The 18,549-nt window shown below is 34.4% G+C and carries 18 protein-coding genes; 7 read left to right on the top strand and 11 right to left on the bottom strand.

Annotated elements, in window-relative coordinates:
- Positions 1-26: 26 nt before the first annotated feature.
- The 4 genes from coaBC to MYP_RS20245 form a co-directional block, all read right to left on the bottom strand.
- Complete coding sequence (coaBC, locus tag MYP_RS20260; RefSeq protein WP_370568889.1) at positions 27-1,241, bottom strand: bifunctional phosphopantothenoylcysteine decarboxylase/phosphopantothenate--cysteine ligase CoaBC; 1,215 nt, start codon at positions 1,239-1,241, stop codon at positions 27-29.
- A 9-nt stretch (positions 1,242-1,250) separates the two neighbouring features.
- Positions 1,251-1,580 carry a DNA-directed RNA polymerase subunit omega gene (locus tag MYP_RS20255; RefSeq protein WP_045467564.1) on the bottom strand — a complete coding sequence of 110 codons (330 nt, stop codon included), beginning with the start codon at positions 1,578-1,580 and terminating at the stop codon, positions 1,251-1,253.
- Entirely contained in the window at positions 1,580-2,383 is an 804-nt protein-coding gene (locus tag MYP_RS20250; protein ID WP_045467562.1) for an outer membrane protein assembly factor BamD, read from the bottom strand. The genes MYP_RS20255 and MYP_RS20250 overlap by 1 nt, the downstream gene beginning before the upstream one ends.
- A 126-nt stretch (positions 2,384-2,509) precedes the next feature.
- Entirely contained in the window at positions 2,510-4,021 is a 1,512-nt protein-coding gene (locus MYP_RS20245; RefSeq protein WP_045467770.1) for an OstA-like protein, read from the bottom strand.
- Positions 4,022-4,069: 48 nt separating this feature from the next.
- Here MYP_RS20245 and tilS point away from each other — a divergent pair, with 48 nt between their 5' ends.
- Positions 4,070-5,398, top strand: coding sequence for a tRNA lysidine(34) synthetase TilS (gene tilS, locus MYP_RS20240; RefSeq protein ID WP_045467560.1), 1,329 nt, complete (start codon positions 4,070-4,072; stop codon positions 5,396-5,398).
- Positions 5,399-5,493: 95 nt separating this feature from the next.
- The gene (mdh, locus tag MYP_RS20235) at positions 5,494-6,432 is read left to right on the top strand and encodes a malate dehydrogenase (RefSeq protein ID WP_045467558.1); all 939 of its coding nucleotides are present in this window, start codon (positions 5,494-5,496) and stop codon (positions 6,430-6,432) included.
- 50 nt (positions 6,433-6,482) lie between these two features.
- Here mdh and MYP_RS20230 read toward each other — a convergent pair whose 3' ends face one another.
- Positions 6,483-7,157, bottom strand: a complete 675-nt coding sequence (locus MYP_RS20230; protein WP_081990620.1) for a class I SAM-dependent methyltransferase — start codon at positions 7,155-7,157, stop codon at positions 6,483-6,485.
- Between the two features lie 73 nt (positions 7,158-7,230).
- Between MYP_RS20230 and MYP_RS20225 the strand changes: the two genes are divergently transcribed.
- From MYP_RS20225 to MYP_RS25455, 3 genes are all read left to right on the top strand, one after another.
- Positions 7,231-9,228, top strand: a complete 1,998-nt coding sequence (locus MYP_RS20225; RefSeq protein ID WP_052430386.1) for a Na+/H+ antiporter NhaC family protein — start codon at positions 7,231-7,233, stop codon at positions 9,226-9,228.
- A gap of 33 nt (positions 9,229-9,261) precedes the next feature.
- On the top strand, positions 9,262-9,840 hold the full coding sequence (locus tag MYP_RS20220; RefSeq protein ID WP_052430385.1) for a DUF4230 domain-containing protein: 579 nt from the start codon (positions 9,262-9,264) through the stop codon (positions 9,838-9,840).
- 133 nt (positions 9,841-9,973) lie between these two features.
- The gene (locus MYP_RS25455; protein WP_052430384.1) at positions 9,974-12,286 is read left to right on the top strand and encodes a PAS domain-containing sensor histidine kinase; all 2,313 of its coding nucleotides are present in this window, start codon (positions 9,974-9,976) and stop codon (positions 12,284-12,286) included.
- Between the two features lie 30 nt (positions 12,287-12,316).
- Here the strand turns inward: MYP_RS25455 and MYP_RS20210 are convergent, their stop codons facing one another.
- Genes MYP_RS20210 through meaB form a run of 4 tightly spaced genes read right to left on the bottom strand, consistent with a single transcriptional unit; the run spans position 12,317 to position 14,871 of the window.
- Positions 12,317-12,526, bottom strand: a complete 210-nt coding sequence (locus MYP_RS20210) for a TM2 domain-containing protein (RefSeq protein ID WP_052430383.1) — start codon at positions 12,524-12,526, stop codon at positions 12,317-12,319.
- Positions 12,523-13,101, bottom strand: a complete 579-nt coding sequence (locus MYP_RS20205; RefSeq protein ID WP_045467554.1) for an acyl-CoA thioesterase — start codon at positions 13,099-13,101, stop codon at positions 12,523-12,525. Before MYP_RS20205 ends, MYP_RS20210 begins: the two co-directional genes overlap by 4 nt.
- An 8-nt stretch (positions 13,102-13,109) precedes the next feature.
- Positions 13,110-13,826 carry a phenylalanine 4-monooxygenase gene (locus MYP_RS20200; protein ID WP_045467552.1) on the bottom strand — a complete coding sequence of 239 codons (717 nt, stop codon included), beginning with the start codon at positions 13,824-13,826 and terminating at the stop codon, positions 13,110-13,112.
- Positions 13,827-13,881: 55 nt separating this feature from the next.
- Positions 13,882-14,871 (bottom strand): methylmalonyl Co-A mutase-associated GTPase MeaB, encoded by a 990-nt coding sequence (gene meaB / locus MYP_RS20195; protein WP_045467550.1) that lies wholly within the window; start codon positions 14,869-14,871, stop codon positions 13,882-13,884.
- Positions 14,872-14,967: 96 nt separating this feature from the next.
- Between meaB and MYP_RS20190 the strand changes: the two genes are divergently transcribed.
- On the top strand, positions 14,968-16,269 hold the full coding sequence (locus MYP_RS20190) for a CHASE2 domain-containing protein (protein WP_052430382.1): 1,302 nt from the start codon (positions 14,968-14,970) through the stop codon (positions 16,267-16,269).
- The gene (locus tag MYP_RS20185) at positions 16,259-17,182 is read left to right on the top strand and encodes a hypothetical protein (protein WP_045467548.1); all 924 of its coding nucleotides are present in this window, start codon (positions 16,259-16,261) and stop codon (positions 17,180-17,182) included. Before MYP_RS20190 ends, MYP_RS20185 begins: the two co-directional genes overlap by 11 nt.
- Before the next feature lie 57 nt (positions 17,183-17,239).
- Here MYP_RS20185 and MYP_RS20180 read toward each other — a convergent pair whose 3' ends face one another.
- Both MYP_RS20180 and MYP_RS20175 read right to left on the bottom strand, forming a co-directional pair.
- Entirely contained in the window at positions 17,240-17,743 is a 504-nt protein-coding gene (locus tag MYP_RS20180; protein WP_045467546.1) for a PRC-barrel domain-containing protein, read from the bottom strand.
- 12 nt (positions 17,744-17,755) lie between these two features.
- Entirely contained in the window at positions 17,756-18,388 is a 633-nt protein-coding gene (locus tag MYP_RS20175; RefSeq protein WP_156140756.1) for a hypothetical protein, read from the bottom strand.
- Between the last annotated feature and the right edge of the window lie 161 nt (positions 18,389-18,549).

Here is an 18,549-nt window from a genome sequence, read left to right as displayed (position 1 = left end):
AATTCAAATATATAAAACTGATAAAATTATTTCTTTTTAAGATCCAAATGCTTTAAGAGTTCATTAATAATATCAGACGCAACTTCTTTCTTACTTTTTAACTCAAAAGTCTGCACCATATTGTATCTGTCAATAAATGTTACCTTGTTAGTATCAAATCCAAAACCTGCCCCATTATCTCTAAGAGAATTAAGCACAATAAAATCTAGGTTTTTATTTGCCAGCTTGGCTGATGCATTTTCAACTTCATTTTCAGTTTCTAAGGCAAATCCAACCAATATTTGTTCAGGTTTTTTATTTGCCCCCACAGCAGCTGCAATATCTTTGGTTTTTATCAGATCTATATTAAGTTCTCCTTCTTTCTTTTTGATTTTCTGCTTTGCAACTTCTTTTGGGGTATAATCTGCAACTGCTGCTGAAAGTATAATAGCATCTGCTTTTCCAGCATTTGTCATCACCTCATTATACATTTCCTCTGCCTTTTGCACTTTGATTAATTTAACTGAATCGGAAGGAGATTTTAATTCAGTAGGGCCTGATACCAGAGTGACGGTAGCTCCCAGGTGATCAAGCTGACGAGCAATTTCATAGCCCATTTTTCCAGTTGAATGATTACCAATAAACCTTACAGGATCAAGAGGTTCATAAGTCGGTCCGGCTGTAACCAATATTTTTTTGCCTGCGAGTCTTGCATTGGACTGAAAATATTGTTTTATAAATTCTGTAATATGTTCAGGTTCGGCTAAACGTCCCTCTCCTTCAAGACCACTTGCTAAAAAGCCAAATTCAGCATCTATAATGATATTGCCGTATGATTTCAGTTTTTCAATATTAGCTTTAGTTGCTGGGTGCCTGTACATGTCCAGATCCATTGCTGGGGCAAACATTACAGGACATTTAGCACTAAGATAAATTGCAGTCAAAAGATTGTCACATGCACCATGAGCCAGTTTAAAAATTGTATTAGCTGTAGCTGGTGCTATTAGAATCAGATCTGCCCATAAAGCAAGATCAACGTGATTATTCCACTCTCCTGCATCATTCCTGATTAAAGAATCATAAACAGGTTTTCCCGTAAGTGTTGAAAATGTAAGAGGTCCAATAAAGGAAGAAGCAGAAGGTGTCAGTACTACCTGAACCTCTGCTCCTTCTTTTATCAATAGTCTTGTTAATATTGCTGATTTATATGCTGCAATGCTTCCACAAACACCAAGTATAACTTTTTTCCCGTGAAGCATCATTCATATAAATTATTTTTCTTCGTTAGGCTTTCTGAAATGAATTTTCCCTTCGAAAAATTCTTCAACAGCCATATTTGTTGGTTTTGGCATTCTTTCGTAGAACTTGGAAATCTCTATCTGCTCTCTGTTTTCAAAGATTTCTTCAAGGTTATCAACTGTAGAAGCAAAATCAGCCAGTTTGTTATTCAATTCTTCTTTTACTTTTGAAGAAATTTGTCTTGATCTTTTTGCCACAACAACAAGGGATTCATAAATATTTCCTGTTGGTGCAGATAACTTTTCAAGATCTCTCGTCACTATTGACGAAGGAATTGTAGTAACTTTTGCTTTATTATTCATTAGCTTTGAAAATTCTTTAAACGTTCAGTAATCCGATCATATAACTCTTCAGCATCTTTTTTGAACTTACTATCGGGATATTTGTCAATAAACCCGTAATAATACTCAAGTGCTGTATTATATCTTTCTTTTTGCAATCTTAATACACTATTTTTTGCCAGATAATATTGGGCTTGAAACTGGATAAACGTAGCTTCTTCCGAGAACTTTCCAGATGGATACCTGTCCAGAAATGTTCCAAGACTTACGACAGCAGACTTATAAATACCAATTTTATAATATAGTCTTGCATTTTCAAATGCTTTATACTCCGTTTTGGCATTCAATTCATCTGTCATTCTGTTTATCTCCTCCATATGACTGCTTTGAGGATATCTCACTCCAAACATTTGAATTGCCTGTAATGCCTCATCTGTATTTCCCTGATCAAGCTTATGGCTGGGGCTATCCATATACAGGGACTTCACATGCATATACATGCTTTGTTCTGCATATTCACTTCTTGGATAGGTTTCATACAAATCCTTGAAGTAATAGCTGCTCATGATATATTGCTTATCATTAAAATAGGTATTGGCAAATATAAATTGTGCCTTTTCAGCTTCAGGCCTTCCTTTTAACAAAGGCATTATTTCTTCCAAAAGGACATTAGCTTTGTAATTATCCTTTTTCTCATAATATTTCATCGCAGCCTCAAGCTTTTTGTTGACGTCTGAACTTTTCTGAACTCTCTGAAATTCACCGCATGAAGACAGTAAAATCAGAAATCCCAACAAAAGACTTTTAGCAAAACCTAACTTCATAAGACCGTAAAAGTAAACAAAATATGCTTTTTCTTCTAATTATTTTACTTCAAATTAATTTTCCAGACAGTTCAATGCTGTAAATATTGGAATTCTAAATACTGGGGATATAACGAATCCTTTCAACTAATTAACATATCGCACTCCTAAAACATCCTTTTTGGTCGGTCTTTCTTTACCCCTCCAAACAAACCCTTTAAGCCTGGTTTCAGGTTCTAAAATTTCATGAGGAGGAATAAATTTAGCATCGGGACTTTTAATAAAAGAGATGGTATTTACTTTAGCTTCTTTAAATCTGACGATCAGATCACTGCAAACTACTTTATTCATTCCTATTAGCACGGAGTCTCCTTCCAAAGCAAAATACAAGCTTTCTCCATTCCCATTTACATCAACTTTTTGAATTTTGTTTTCCATAAAGTGGGCTACCATTTTCTTACCTTTTACCTGATTATAATTTTCAAGGCTATCAATGGACGCCATAAATGCATTTACCCTCATATTCATCTTTGAAACTTTATTATTAACAAGGAGAATATTTATAGAATCTGCTACTATCTGATTTTTTTCACTCCACAAAACCGGATCACCAAAAAAATAGATCGTAGAATCTGCAAAATCATATACCAGCGAATCGCATATTCCCTGAAGATCGTAGCGGAATATTTTGGTATTTTTATATGCAATCAGTTTCTTAATTTTTTTCTCAGGATAATCCAGAGATATTAAAGTATCCGCTGAAAGAAACAGGGTATCACCTCCTGAATAATTTTTCATAACAGGGTTTCCAAAAACTTTAGAGGTTCCTCTCTTACTCCAGTAATTTGCCCTTTCACCAAGTATGAGTACGCTGTCTTTCGGACTTCTTAAAATTACATTACCTCTGGCAATTCCATTCCCTTGTCTTTCATCATAATCCAGATTATCTGCCTCTATGTCAAAATTACCGGACTGTACATGAGATCGTTCCTTAGTAGCAGTCACTTTGCTCATGATATTATATTCACCTTCTGTTGTAACAACAACACCGTCAGGTGAAATGATTTTAGTGGGACCTTTAAAATAAGCTATATTGGTATAGGAGTTATAATCAAGACTATCAGTAGTAAGGACGAAATTCTGTGATGGGTTTACGACTCTTACATCCTTCCTAAAATTGAACACCTTTTCTCCTAAATTATAATAGCCTTCTCGGCTTGTAAGAGTACTTTTCTCATCTTTAATAGTTCCACCGTTTGGATAAAAAGCTCTTTTTGCTAAAAGATCATAGTGAAGAATATCAGTAAAAAGTGTCATTGTTTTATCTTTCAGCACTACATTCCTTTTGGCAATAGTCTTTTTGGTATTTCCTTCATAAAGAAGATTTCGGCAGGTAAGATTGACTGTGTCTCCCTGATTCATTCGGACATTTCCGAAAGCCTCAATAGAATTATTTTTGGGATTCTGGTAAGCAGAATCGCAGTAGAGATATGTTCCTTGCTGTTTAAAAATCACATCTCCTTTTAATCTCCTTATGTTAACCCCATTAACAACAATACCTTCCAGCTCTTTTGCCTGGACAAGGTCTATTTTTCCCTGCGCATTTGCCAGATCGGAAATAAAAACCAGCAGAAAAAACAGATATAAGCAATATCTCATTTGTATATTTATCTCAACAAAATTAATCAAAAAAGCAATTTTTCTCATATGTTACAAAGATTCCGCCATTTTATCTCAGCAAATCAGCTCATCACCAAATCATCAAATATTTTGGCTGCTGTAAGCGGAGGTAAAGACAGTGTGACCATGTGTGAACTTTTTCATTTGGCCGGAATAAAATTTGGAATTGCACACTGCAACTTTCAGCTAAGAGGAATTGACTCTGAGCTGGATGAAGAGTTTGTCAGAAAACTTGCAACACACTATAAGGTTCCGTTTTTCTCCCGACGATTTGAAACGGAAACATTTGCCAAAGATAACAGAATTAGCATTCAAATGGCTGCAAGAGACTTGAGATATACATGGTTCAGAAAAATCGCCTATGAAAATGGTTATGAATCTATTGCTACTGCACATCATTTAAATGATGTTTTTGAAACAATACTACTGAACCTTACTAGAGGAACTGGCTATGCTGGATTGCAAGGAATTCAACCTCGCAATGGAGAGATAATCAGACCCCTCATTTTTTGTGAGAGAGAAGAAATTGACCGATTTGTTCAGGAAAATAATCTTCAATGGAGAGAAGATATTTCAAATGCTTCTACAAAATATTACAGAAATCTAATCAGACATAAAGTAATACCTGTTCTAAAAGAAATTAATCCTCGCTTGGAACAGACATCATTTGAAAGCACCGAGAAAATCCGTGCTGTTGCAAACTTCTTCAAATCTAAAGTTAATGAAACTAAATCCAAGGCTCTTTCCTACAGCGGCTCTGATATCAGAATTGACCTGAACGTTATTCTCTCGGAACCAGAACCAGCAATTGTTTTAAGTGAACTACTTTCCGAATTTGGTTTTACCTATAAAGATTCAGTGAATATTTTAAATACAAGGACTATCGGGAGCATATTTTATTCTAAATCTTATATTTTAAATGTAGATCGCCAATCATTGTTAATCAAGCACCTGGATTATGCAAGTTCGGCAGAGGAATTTAAAATAAGCGAATACCTGGATAATTTTACTTTCAGGAATTATTCATTTTCACTGAACAAAATTAGTAATGAAGAGTTTGGAGTCCATTCAGATAATTTTACAGCTTACCTGGATTGGGCTGCTCTAAAATTCCCACTTATAATTAGAAATTGGTTGCCCGGAGACAGATTTATTCCTCTGGGAATGAAAAACTTTAAAAAAGTGAGTGATTTTTTGATTGACAAGAAAATTCCTTTGTTATTAAAGAAGAATACTTTAGTAATAATCAGTGATGAAAAAATTGTCTGGATTGTAGGAATGAGAATTGACGATAGGTTCAAAATAACAACAAACTCTAAGAACGCTTTAAAAGTTGTCGTTAATCCTCTTTCCTGAGGTCAATTTTGGCAAAAAACATTTTAATTTTGACATACTTTGGATAAATTTACACGCCTAGTTTATAATCATTAACTAAAAAATCATATTTTACTATGAAAGTAACAGTAGTAGGAGCAGGTAACGTTGGAGCAACCTGTGCCGATGTTTTAGCATATCGTGAGATTGCAAATGAAATCGTTCTTCTTGATATCAAAGAAGGTTTTGCAGAAGGTAAAGCGCTTGATATTTGGCAGAAAGCGCCGATCAATGTTTACGATTCGAAAACAGTAGGTGTAACTAACGACTACTCCAGAACTGCTGGTTCGGAAGTAGTAGTAATTACTTCAGGTCTTCCAAGAAAACCAGGGATGACAAGAGATGATCTTATCTCTACAAATGCTTCCATTGTTCAGTCAGTTACTGAAAATGTGGTAAAATACTCTCCTAATGCAATAATCATTGTTGTTTCCAATCCTTTGGACGTTATGACGTATTGTGCTCACCTTGCTTCAAAACTTCCAAGAAACAAAGTGATCGGTATGGCTGGTATTCTTGATACTGCTAGATACAGAGCTTTCCTTGCTGACGAGATCGGATGTTCTCCAAAAGAAATTCAGGGAATGTTGCTTGGTGGTCATGGCGATACAATGGTTCCGCTTCCGAGATATACTACTGTAGGTGGTATTCCTGTTACTGAACTTGTTGCTAAAGACAAACTTGATGCTATCATCGAAAGAACTAAAAACGGTGGTGGTGAGCTTGTGAAACTGATGGGTACTTCTGCATGGTACGCACCAGGTTCTGCAGCTGCCCAAATGGTTGAGGCTATTGTAAAAGATCAGAAGAGAATCCTTCCTGTATGTATTAAACTTGAAGGTGAATATGGCATTAATGACTGCTACCTTGGTGTTCCGGCGGTTTTAGGTAAAAACGGAATCGAGAAAGTAATCGAGCTTAAATTAAACAGCGAAGAAATGGAATTACTTCAGACTTCCAGAAAACACGTAAAAGAAGTAATGAACGTTTTGGATAACATGGCTGCAAAAGCATAATATTTCTTTCATAAAAGAAAAATAAAAAACCCGGCAAAACCGGGTTTTTTTTATTTTGTAAGAATATAAATTGTTCGTTCTTTTAATGTTGTCGTTTTGTAATGAATTTCTTCCGCGGTGCTGAAACCAGCTTCTTTCCCTATTTTTTCAATTTCGGAGAATGAAGGAATGTAACAGTCCAAAGTACCATATTCATTAGAAATATGAAGCCTTTGTTTATCCAAATGCTGAGCAAAAGTCTGAAAACCTATTTTAGGTACATCAATTACCAACTTTCCGCCTTTATTAAGAAAACCTTCTATCTTCTGTATGCAACTCTTTTGTTCTTCTAAAGAAAAGTCTATGATACCAGACCACATCCACAAAGCTACATCAACCTTTCCTTCCATTGAATAGGTTTTAATGTCACCAAATACAACTTCAACATTTTTGTATGTTTCAGTTAGGTAGTCAAATAGAACCGGACTTTTTTCAAGAGCAATAATTTGGCCCTGAAATTTATTTTTCATCAGAAAATCGATACATCTGCCATATCCTGCACCAATTTCAAGGATCGCTTTTGCATTTTCAAGATTTGAATTTACCATCAAAAGATCTGGATAATCTGCAAATCCTCCTTTTACTGCAAGTTCTTTAAGGGTATTTACTCCCAACCTATTGTAATAATTGATATTTCTATCATTCATTATTTCTTCTGACAAAAAAGACATATTGTTGCTAACCATTGTGATCTAAAACGGTTTATTAAAAAAATAGGATACTTTGAGGGACTATTATTTTAATAAAAACCTGATAATTATGAGAGGCGTACTTTTTCTTATAGTTTCTTTTTTATCCTCTCTTATAACACCCCAATTGTACGCAAAAACGGATTATAAGTTTTCTGCACCCAATTATATAATAGGAGATGAATTTGCTGAAATTCAAATTGTCCGGTTAAACAATAAAGGAACGCCTGATTCTACCTATAATGGAAAAACTGGCTTCTATATCAATCAAGATCTTAAAGTATTGGAATTTATCCAAGGTAAAGCTTTATATACCACGACTTTATTAAAATCCAGTGAAATTACCTTTAAACCTCAGAATCAAACAACTCTTTATAATATTAAGATCAGACATTTGCCCGATTGGCTTAGTATTATCCCTCCCTTATTGGCTATTGCCTTATCACTAATTTTTCACGAGGTTATTACATCTTTATTTCTCAGTGTATTTGTTGGTGTTTTATTACTAATAGGTTTTGAATTTTCAAATGTTATTCCTGCTTTTTTAAGAGTAATAGACTCTTACATTTTGGAGGTTTTACGAGACAGTAAACACCTTTCACTCATTTCCTTTGCTTTTATGGTTGGAGGGATGATTGCTCTCATTGCCAAAAATGGCGGTCTTACTGGTCTAGTAAATAAAATTTCGGCAATTGCTCACTCTTCAAGAAGTGCGCAATTAACTACCTTGTTTTTAAGCTTATCCATTTTTTTCGACAACTATGTCAACATTCTAATTGTGGGAAATACAATGAGGCCAATTACAGACAAATACAAAGTATCAAGAGAAAAGCTGGCGTTTATAGTAAGTACAACTGCTGCTTCAGCTGCATCCCTAGGATTCTTTACAACTTGGACTGGAGCTGAAATGGTGTATGTCCATGATGCAACCTCATACCTCAGACTGGGAAACTCTGCATTTTCCATCTTTTTTAAATCATTGCAATATGCCTATTATCCAATCTTTATGCTGATTCTCACTTTTGCTTTAATAGTTTCTCGGAAAGATTTCAATAAAATGGCAGATGCTGAAGTAAATGCTCGAAGCGCCGGTATTAAGAATGAACAAAATGATAAATCAATTGAAAAAAATATAGAACGAGATATTGTTGAAATTTTACATCCTGAATCCCAAAATGGAGGCAAGTGGATCAATGCAGCATTTCCCTTAATAGTACTTTTCATTACAGCAATTGCAGGCTTAATTGTGACAGGGACGGAAAACCTATATCAAAAAATGCTGGGAAAAGGTATTCCAATAACCAGTCAAAATCTATCATCTGTTTGGAAATTTCTGTATGACTTTGATAATAAGAATATCAGCTTTTTTCAAAAACTTGGGGAATTATTTGGTAACGGAGACTTTTATATCGCACTGCTTTGGTCTTCATTTTCAAGTCTTTTGACTGCATTTCTGTTAACTTTATTACATAAAAATTTAACCTTAAAAAGAACCACTGAAATCATGATTCACGGTTTCCGAGTGATGTTATCAGCTATAATTATTCTGATTTTTTCATGGTCACTTGCAGAAATCACAGAAGACCTCCATGCAACTGAATATCTTTCCTCCGTGATTACAGGTTATATTAAACCCAGTCTTCTTCCAATTGTAAGTTTTCTACTTGCTGCAACTTTTGCATTTTCTACTGGTTCAGTTTGGGGTGCTATGGCAATCTTATACCCATTGCTGGTACCCGTAAGCTGGATGATCTCTGCATCTTCAGGACTCTCAATTTCTGATACAGAAAGTATTACTTATAATGTTATTGCAACAATTTTAAGCGGATCTGTATTTGGTATTCATTGTTCACCTGTTTCAGACTCTACCATCATGAGTTCCATAGCATCGGACTGCAACCATATTCAGCATATTAAGACTCAATTACCATATGCCGCAACAATAGCTTTAATTAGTGTCCTGGTCTTTTTTTTCAGTTTGATAAATTTCCACTGGATATTTAATCTGGGACTTGGTACCATCCTTATTATATTAATTGTAAAATTTTCAGGTAAAAGAGTAGAATAAATTACTATCTTTAGTAAAGCTGGATTTATTTGTATGAAAAAGATATTAATCTATATACTTCCCTGGTTTTTAACCATTTTATTTGGTTTTATCCTTTATAAAACTAATTTTAATTCTGAAGAAAAAAGTGGTGAGATAAAGACTGTTTCTTATCACCATCTTATACAGGAAAGAATTATCAATTTAGGAAAACTGGAAGTAGTTAAATACTATTTAAAGGATATTGTTGAACACGAGGTCAAAAACCCGTGGTACCTTCCTGATCCTAAAGCAGTACTGATCGCAAGTGGAGAGGTTGTCGGTTGCATAGATCTGACCAAAATAGATTCTGCTGATATAAAGTTCTCCAATAACAAGATTTCCATCCAATTGCCACAGCCCGAACTTTGTTATTTTAAAATCAATCATGCTGATTCCAAAATATACAGTGTTGAAAAAGGACTTTTTCAGGAATCAGATCTAATTGATGCTGCTTATAAAGAAGCTGAAATGCATTTACAAAAAACTGCGCTTCAGATGAAAATTATGGACCAAACCAAAGAAAATGCAAAATTGATTCTTAAACCTTTATTGGAAAAAATTTCTGATAAAGAAGTAGAGTTAAGTTTTTAAACCAATTAGTTTTTATTCAAACCGTCAAAACTTTTCCACAAAATGGGTTAAAATAGTCCACATTTATAACAATTTACTGAGATAATTGTTTTTCCCTGAATAAAATAAAATTTTGACTTAGCTAACAGTTGAAATGAAAGAAGAACTTGTCCAACCAATTACATTCAGCTATTTTTTAAACTTTATCAAAAGTCAGTTTTTGGAAAAAGGGAATAATGAAATTAAGGATTATTTTTTAAACAAATCCTATGACCAGAAAAGACTTCTAACGCAGTTGATACTTTTATTTAAAGCTATTAAATGCCAGGGAGACGATCTCCTAATTAAAAATATAATTGATTTACTAATAAGATCGGGGCAAACTGTATGCGAGACAGAGGAATTTGTACATAGGTACAAGAAGCTGTTAATCAAATTTATTTGTCAATACACCTCTGATTCAGAAGTCATATCCACATTGCTCATTTATCTTCAGGATGCCTTTTATCTTATTGAAAATGAAATATTCCAAAGAAAGTTTCCCCAACAAAATAAATCGGAGGAAGATAATGATGCTTGTTTATCAATAAACAAAGATGGAAAAATAACACATTGGAATAAGCAGGCAGAAAGGCTTTTTGGCTACAAGGAACAGGAAGTAATAGGAAATTCTCTGATTCTTCTTATTCCCGAACGAATGCAGAAGGAATTAGTGGAGAATGTCATTGCATCCAAAAGCAAAAAAATCAAGAAGAAAGATATCAAAGATGAAATCAAAGTTCTGAATGGTATTTTCCCCATTAAGGACCTATCCGGGAATCATATTGCAAGTGGCATCCTGCACAACGACGATGTTACGCTTCAAAAAGCTGAAGATAAATTAAAGGAAACAAGAGAACTTATTAACCAGATCGCAGATTCAACTCCAAATGTTCTCTATGTTTTTGATACCAGGTATAAAAAAATTGTATATGTTAACAAGGCTATTACCGAAGTATTAGGTTACACACCTGAAGAAGTCCGTCACATGTCTCCACTTCAGATTAAGTCACTAATACATTCTAAAAATCGGATTAATACTGAAAATTGGATAGACTTATTTTCTGAACAGGCAAAAGACCAAATTCTTGAATCGGAATGTCGTTTTCTCAATAAAAATGGAGATTGGAGATGGATGAATAAAAGAGAGACAGTATTCCGAAGGGATGAGGAAGGTTTGCCAATTCTTATTTTAGGGATTGTTCAAGACATTACAGAACAGAAAAAAGCACAGGAGAAAGTAAGAAAAAGTAAATCTCTTTTACTTGAAGCACAAGAACTAGCTTGTCTAGGAAATTGGGAATGGGATCTAGTTACTAATGAAATTACATTTTCTGACGAATTATACAAAATGCTGGGCTTTGACCCCATGCAAATATCTATAAGCTTTAATGATGTTAAAAATAAAGTAGCATTAGACGACTGGACCATTTTTGATGAATACGCAAAAAATCTTTTAAAAACAGGTATTCCAGTTACTTTTGAGCAAAAAGTAATGAAAAACGGACAAGACCGCTACATTTATATTAAAGCGAAGCCGGTATTTAATGAGAAACGGGAGGTCCTTCGTATTCATGGGATTGCACAGGATATAACCGATCGGAAAAAAGCTGAGGAAGAAATTCAGAAAGCAAACGATGATCTGAAAAAAGCTCAGGAAGAACTGATAGATAATAATAATCTTCTTGAAGCGAGAGTGAGGGAAAGAACTGAAGAACTTATCAAAAAAAATGAAGCGTTAGAAAAAATCAATACTGATCTTGACAATTTTGTGTACACTGCATCTCACGATCTGAAAGCTCCAATTTCAAATATAGAAGGTCTTATTGCCTCTCTTGATCTTCAGATTGATGCTGAAAACGATGATATCAAATTTATCATCGGATTAATGAAGGTTAGTATTTTAAGATTTAAAGAAACTATTAAAGACTTAACAGAAATTTCAAAAATTCAGAAAAACTTTAATGAAGACGAAACCATTGTTGAATTTGAAGATTTCCTTGAAGATATAAAATTTACTCTTTTAGAAATGATAGTTGGATCTGAAGCAATTATAGATGCAGACTTCAGTCAGTGTAGAAGAATTTCGTTCAGCAGAAAAAACTTTAAAAGCATTTTATTCAATCTTATCAGTAATGCTATTAAGTATCAATCGTCTGAGAGGAAACCTGAGATTTTTATTAAATCGTGGATTGAAGGAAATTATGCGGTGATTTCTATTAAGGACAACGGACTTGGTTTTGAAGAAAAAGATAAAGGTAAAATCTTTGGCATGTTTAAGCGCCTGCATGACCATGTAGATGGGTCAGGAGTCGGATTGTATATTGTGAAAAGAATAATAGAAAATGCAGGGGGGAAAATTGAAGCATTCAGCGAAAAAGGAAAAGGAACTGAATTTAAAATTTACTTCCCTTATAAAGTCATTTAAGTCTTCTATAACAAACCAATATTCATGAAATTACACTTCCCTTTTGGTTGGTTTTAATATAGAAAAGGTAATCATCACTAGATCTGCAAACCACCATATGCCAAAACCTGCAAAAGTCAGGAGCTTCACCCACCAGTATTTATAGCCTAATATGAATCGGTCAATTCCAAACCAGCCAAAAAAGAAAGAAATGAGGATAAGAATAATTTTCTTAGGAGATTCTTTGTTTACTGTATTCATGTAGTCGGATTTGTGTCATTATTAAGGTTCAGGACACACCTTTCTTTTTCCAGCTTATACAATTCTTCATCAATAGCCAGATTTGACTTCTCATTATTAAGCTGTTCCTTGTACTGAAACTTAAGTTCTTTTCTTTTAATTGCTTCAAGATATCTCCTGACCTCTTCTCTTGTTTCAAGCACAAGACCTGGAATTTCCTGCAACTTTCCTTCAAGGTTTTTAGCAACCATTGTAAAGTATGAAGTATTAGTATGCTTTACACTTCCTATTGTGACATTTTCTGCTATCACTTTTATGCCAATAATCAGAGAAGTATTACCGACATAATTAACAGATGCATGCAAAGATACCAGATCCCCAACTTCAACCGGTTGTAAGAATTCTACATTATCAACAGCAACTGTTACGCAATATGCACCAGAATGCTTGGCTGCACATGCGTATGCAACTTTATCCATGAGGGAAAGAAGTATTCCCCCATGTATTTTACCTCCGAAATTTGCATAGGAGGGTATCATTAATTCTGTAATTGTAGTCTGTGAAAAACGCACGGACTTAAACAAAGAGGTATCCATTCAACAACTTATATTCTATTCTTCAATTCCTTTTTCACAAGGTCCAAACTATTGAATAGCTCTTCATAATTATTAATTACAAAATATCTTTCTTGAAATCTGTTCTTGATATAGGGGGTTTCCATCATCTTGGCTACATTGAAATCATATTTTGGAACCCCTGCACTCAAAGAATAAGCCGTTTCGCTTCTTGAAGACAACAGGTGAGCGCCATATATTTTTAGAGTTTGTTTCGAAGCTTTTATGCCAAACTGAATCGAATGCCAGTATACTCTTTTAAGCAAAGAAATGGCATTATCATTTTCAAGATATTCAAGTGCGAGTTTTCCAAGCCCTGTCAGATACTCGCAATATGATGGTATGGTTAATAGAGGCGTATGCCCAATCACATCATGAAAAATGTCATAGACATCCTCTTCTTGTTCTGTTTGCTCAAGACTTCTTATCCAAGTTCTGCAAGGATATTTTTTGCTTGCAAGCATACCGATAAATTCTTTATCCTCAACCATATTTTCCAATGGTACAATTTCCCAGTCCGAAAAGGTTTTTATTTTTTTATTCAGATCTTCAAAATCGGGAATTTGATCAGCCGGAAAGCCTATTCTTTTGATGCCTTGCAAAACCATATCATCGGCAGTTTCAGGCAAGAATTGAATAATTCTGCTATAAAGAGTTGTCCAGATTACTTGTTCCTGATCTGTGTAGCTGTAAGATTGTTTAATCATCCTTTTTCAATTTAAATTAACATCCTGGTGTTGTAAAAATATCAAAATATATTCTTTAATGTCCTTTTCCCTTAAAAATATTAAATAACTGTTTAGCCGCTTCCTGAGCTGAAATTTCTCCCTTCATTACGGAATCTTTCATGATTATGAAGTTATTTTGAACTTCTTCATTTTTATAAAACTCATTGTGAAGCATCTGATCGATTATTCCAACTAACCAGAAGTAATTTTGTTGCATTCTTCTTTGATTCAGGCTTCCATCATGCCTGCTGTTACTTTCAGCTTTTTTGATGTAATCCCAAATTTCTTCAAGTCCATATTGAGTTTCTGAAGAACAATTGAACACTTGTACGGAATCCTTCGATAAATAACTAAGACTTTGCTTTATTCCTTTGGCATATTCTAAGGCTCTTTCCATATTTTCACCATCAGTTTTTGACACGATAAATATATCTGCCACTTCCATAATTCCTTTTTTAAGTGTCTGAAGTTCGTCTCCAGTACCAGCCACCAACAAAAGCAATACGAGGTCCGTCAAATCAGAGATCTTTACCTCTGACTGTCCAACGCCAACAGTCTCAATAAATATTAAATTAAACCCTGCTGCTTCGCAAAGGAGAATAGCCTCCTGCGTTCTGGATGTCACTCCCCCAAGCATACCCCCAGATGCAGAAGGTCGGATAAAAGCATTTGGATGAGAAGAAAGTTTTTCCATCCTTGTTTTATCACCTAAAATACTTCCTTTGCTATATCTGCTTGAAGGGTCGATCGGAAGAACAGCGATTTTCATGCCTGTATTTACAAGCATACTGCCAAAGCTTTCTATAAAAGCACTTTTACCTGCTCCAGGCACACCTGTTATTCCCAATCTCAGGGATTTTCCAGAATGAGGTAATATTTTCTGAATAAGGAGATCTGCCAGTTCCTGGTCTTCCGGTAAAGAACTTTCTATTAAAGTAATAGCTTTTGAAAGAATTAATCTATCCCCGTTTAAAATTCCATCGTAATACGACTTAAGGTCCAGTCGGTTTTTTCTTTGAGACATGCCTGCAAATAAATTACTGACTAAAAATATTCCAATTTAAAATCAGGAAAAAAGTTATTTTTACTAAATGTATCCATTGAAATTCCCCTTCGCTTTATGAAAAGGAAGATTTTACGAGACTCTGTAGGTGCCACCATTTTTACAATGATAGTCCTTTGGATCCTATCCCAAATTGAAATTAATTCAGATGTATTAAATCCGGTATCTAAAACACTTGGAGACTTTCAGATTACGGACCTTTACTTTTCCCAATTTAAAGAAGGTGAAAAAGCTGACACTAATATTGTTTTAGTTAATATTGGTGAACTTGACAGAGCAGGGATTGCAGAAATGCTTAATAAAATCAATGCATTTAATCCAAGAGTTATTGGTATCGATGCTTTTTTCAGAAAGCCCAAAGACAAAGAAGGAGATTCATTGCTTGCAAATGCTTTTTCAAAAGTAAAAAATTTAGTTCTGGTCAGTAAAGTGAGCAAATGTGATGGTAACATTTGTGACAGCCTTGAAACAAGTCATCCTATGTTCTGCCAATATGCAGAAACAGGCATGTCCAATATGATCTCAGAGGGGTATGATAAATTCAAAACATCAAGGGAGTTCAGTAAATATGAGGTTTACAGAAAGAAAGTAAGACAGTATGGACCTGACAACAATATCTATTTTGAAAGGCAGATTGATACTATAGAGCTTGATTTTGCTGCAAAACTAGCAGGATATATTAATCCTGCAGCTGTAAATGACTTGTTGAAAAGGAAAGATACAGTTGAGGTTATCAACTATGCAGGAAATATTGAAATCCATGGAGATGTTAATCCTAACGCATCTATAAAATATTTTGCTCTTGATGTAGGTCAGATTTTTGAAATGGAAGATTTATCTTTTATGAAAGATAAAATTGTACTTATGGGATATCTTGGACCTAATTTCGAGAAAATTACGTGGGAAGATCGATTTTTTACCCCATTAAATATTAACTATATAGGAAAAGCAAACCCGGATATGTATGGGGTAGTTATACATGCCAATAAAATATCTATGATTTTAAATGGCAATTATGTCAATAATGCAGGATGGCTTTTCACTCTAATTGTCAACTTTATAATCATCTTTCTAAACATTGCCTTATTTTCATACCTTTTTTTGAAACTAGGTCATTGGTATGACGGGGCAAGTTTGTTCCTTACTTTACTCGAGGCTATACTTATGATTTTCCTGGTAATTATGATATTTCATCGATATAACTATAAAATCGATTTTACCCTCGCTACAGTGGCATTATTCTTGACTGGAAACATGACTGAATTATATTACAGCGTTTTTATCCCTTTAATAAAAAAATACAAGAAACATTTGCTAATTTTACACATATTCAAAAAAGGACAAGCTTATGAAAACTAAAGCTTTACAAATTATTTCCTTATTATTTTTCATTTCGACAACTGTTTTTTCACAGGATAATCTCTTTACCGTCTTAGCTACCAAAGGGGCAAACAAATATGCATCGTCCGGTTCAAGTGAATGGAAGGCAATTACTCCAGGTAAAAAACTATTAAAAGATGATAAACTTTCAATAGACGAAAACGGATATATAGGGCTGGTTCATAAAAGTGGCAAAACCATTGAAATAAAAAAGGCCGGTGTATACGAAGTAGCAAAACTGAATGGTGAAGTTGCAGCACAGAATAGCTCTATAACCAAAAAATATGTGGATTATGTTACGAGCGAAATCTCGAACGGTGGTTCTGAAAATATGGCTTCTAACAGACATAAGTATATGGATGTTACCGGATCAGTGGAAAGGGATGTTCCTGCTATTAAAGTACTTGCTCCAAAAGAATCTTTCGTAATCGGATTACCAGTACTATTAAAATGGAAGCCTGTTGCTGGAGCCAAAAGCTACGCAGTAACTGTTAAAAATCTCTTTGATGAACCAGTATATAGCATAGAGGTTGAAAATAATTTTGTAATACTTGATTTCAGCAAACTAAATATACAAAAAGACAAAGTATACGGATATCAGATTGAAACAAAGGGGGCTGAGCGTTTTGCAAAATTCGAAGGATATTCTTTTAAGTATCTTCCGGAAGATAAAGCTGCCAAAGTAAGTAAAGAAGCAGATGAATTAAAAGCTAATCTGAATGAAGAAACTGCTTTAAATAAAATAATTCTGGCAACCTTTTATGAAGATCAAAACCTACTATTAAACGCTCTTGAATGTTATGAAACAGCTTTAAAACTTTCTCCTGATATTGAAGAATACAAGATCGCATACGGCAAGTTTCTTAATCGAAATAAACTTGCAGAAAAATAGTATTAAAAGAAGAGGTTGATGTAAAAATCTACCTCTTCTTTTTTCAGTCTATTCCTACTAAGGATTAGGGCTACTAAAATAATGGTCGGGATTTGGCGCAAGAAGTGATGGATCAAACAGGCCTGGTTCATCTGTTATTTCTTTATAATACCCCCTCTTAATTGATTCCAATGGGCTTTCCGGACTGAGAACCTCTCTGAGCGTATGTTCATAATCCAAAGTTATTATACCTCCTTTTACTATTGGGAACTTTAATAAAAGATCTCTGTCAATTCCTCTTAAGAGAAGACTCTGCAACGGTATACTAAACTCACAATGATTCAAGGCAATAAATAAATGTCGCTCTCCTCCTCCATGACTAAATTCCTTGCTGGTTAAAATATCAATGAACTTAGTTTTTCCTTCGATTGGATCAATAATGAGATCTGATACTTTTCCCAAGGTTTCACCTTTGTCATTAACAACCACATATCCGAGAAAACTTTCTTCGTCTACCAGATTGCTGTGCTTCAAACCACTAAAGCGCACTAAATGTCTCTTCCATTCCATCTCATCTTCCATTATACACCTCCTTTATGATGGCTGCTCCATTTCGTCAATAATATCTGCTACCTCAACAAAAAAATCCTCAACTTTATTTTGCTGTGCTACTACAGATTTGTCCGGAGATATAGAGCTTGCCATATTACTTATCCTTCTGGACTCTTTAACGAGCGAAGGATAATTTTCCTTCTGAATTTCTGTTACAATCTCTGAAGTAGAAGTAAATATTTTTTTCAAATCACTCGGACTATCTGTAAGAGCTGGATTTTTTATTATATCATTTACCTTTCCATTAAACTCTTTTAGTTTCTCTACAACTTCCGCATTACGTTTATTCTCTGTACTAATAGCATTTAATGCTTGCGACATCTTTACAATAGCCTGAAGTGTTACTACATTATCTTTTCCAATAGATTTTTTTGTTTTTTTTGAATTTACGTATTCAAGGAAGTCGATGACTCTTTCTTCCTTGTTAAAATTTCTTGGAAGAGAATTAACATCGGCCTTATCGCTATCAACAGGAAAAGGTTCATAAATAACAATTTCTTCTGCTTTACCTGACTGATTCACATCTCTCGTTGACATCTTGATATATATCCATGATCCTACAAGGATAAATACAAGAACGAATATCCATGGCCAGAAGGACTTTTTTTTATTCATATTAGTACCTCTCATCCCTTTCTCATATATAAAAAACCTGCCTGAAAAAATATTGGTTCAGGACTGCTGTATATATAAAAAAAGCTCCCCGGAAATTCCGGGGAGCTTTTTGCTGTTTGAAAGACCCATTCTCTATGTCAACCACAACAAAGAGAAGCGAA

The sequence above is a fragment of the Sporocytophaga myxococcoides genome (assembly GCF_000775915.1).
In the GTDB taxonomy this organism is placed as follows: Bacteria; Bacteroidota; Bacteroidia; order Cytophagales; family Cytophagaceae; genus Sporocytophaga; species Sporocytophaga myxococcoides_A.
The sequence above is the reverse complement of the archived record's forward strand: the minus strand, read 5'-3'. Positions and strand labels throughout refer to the sequence as shown.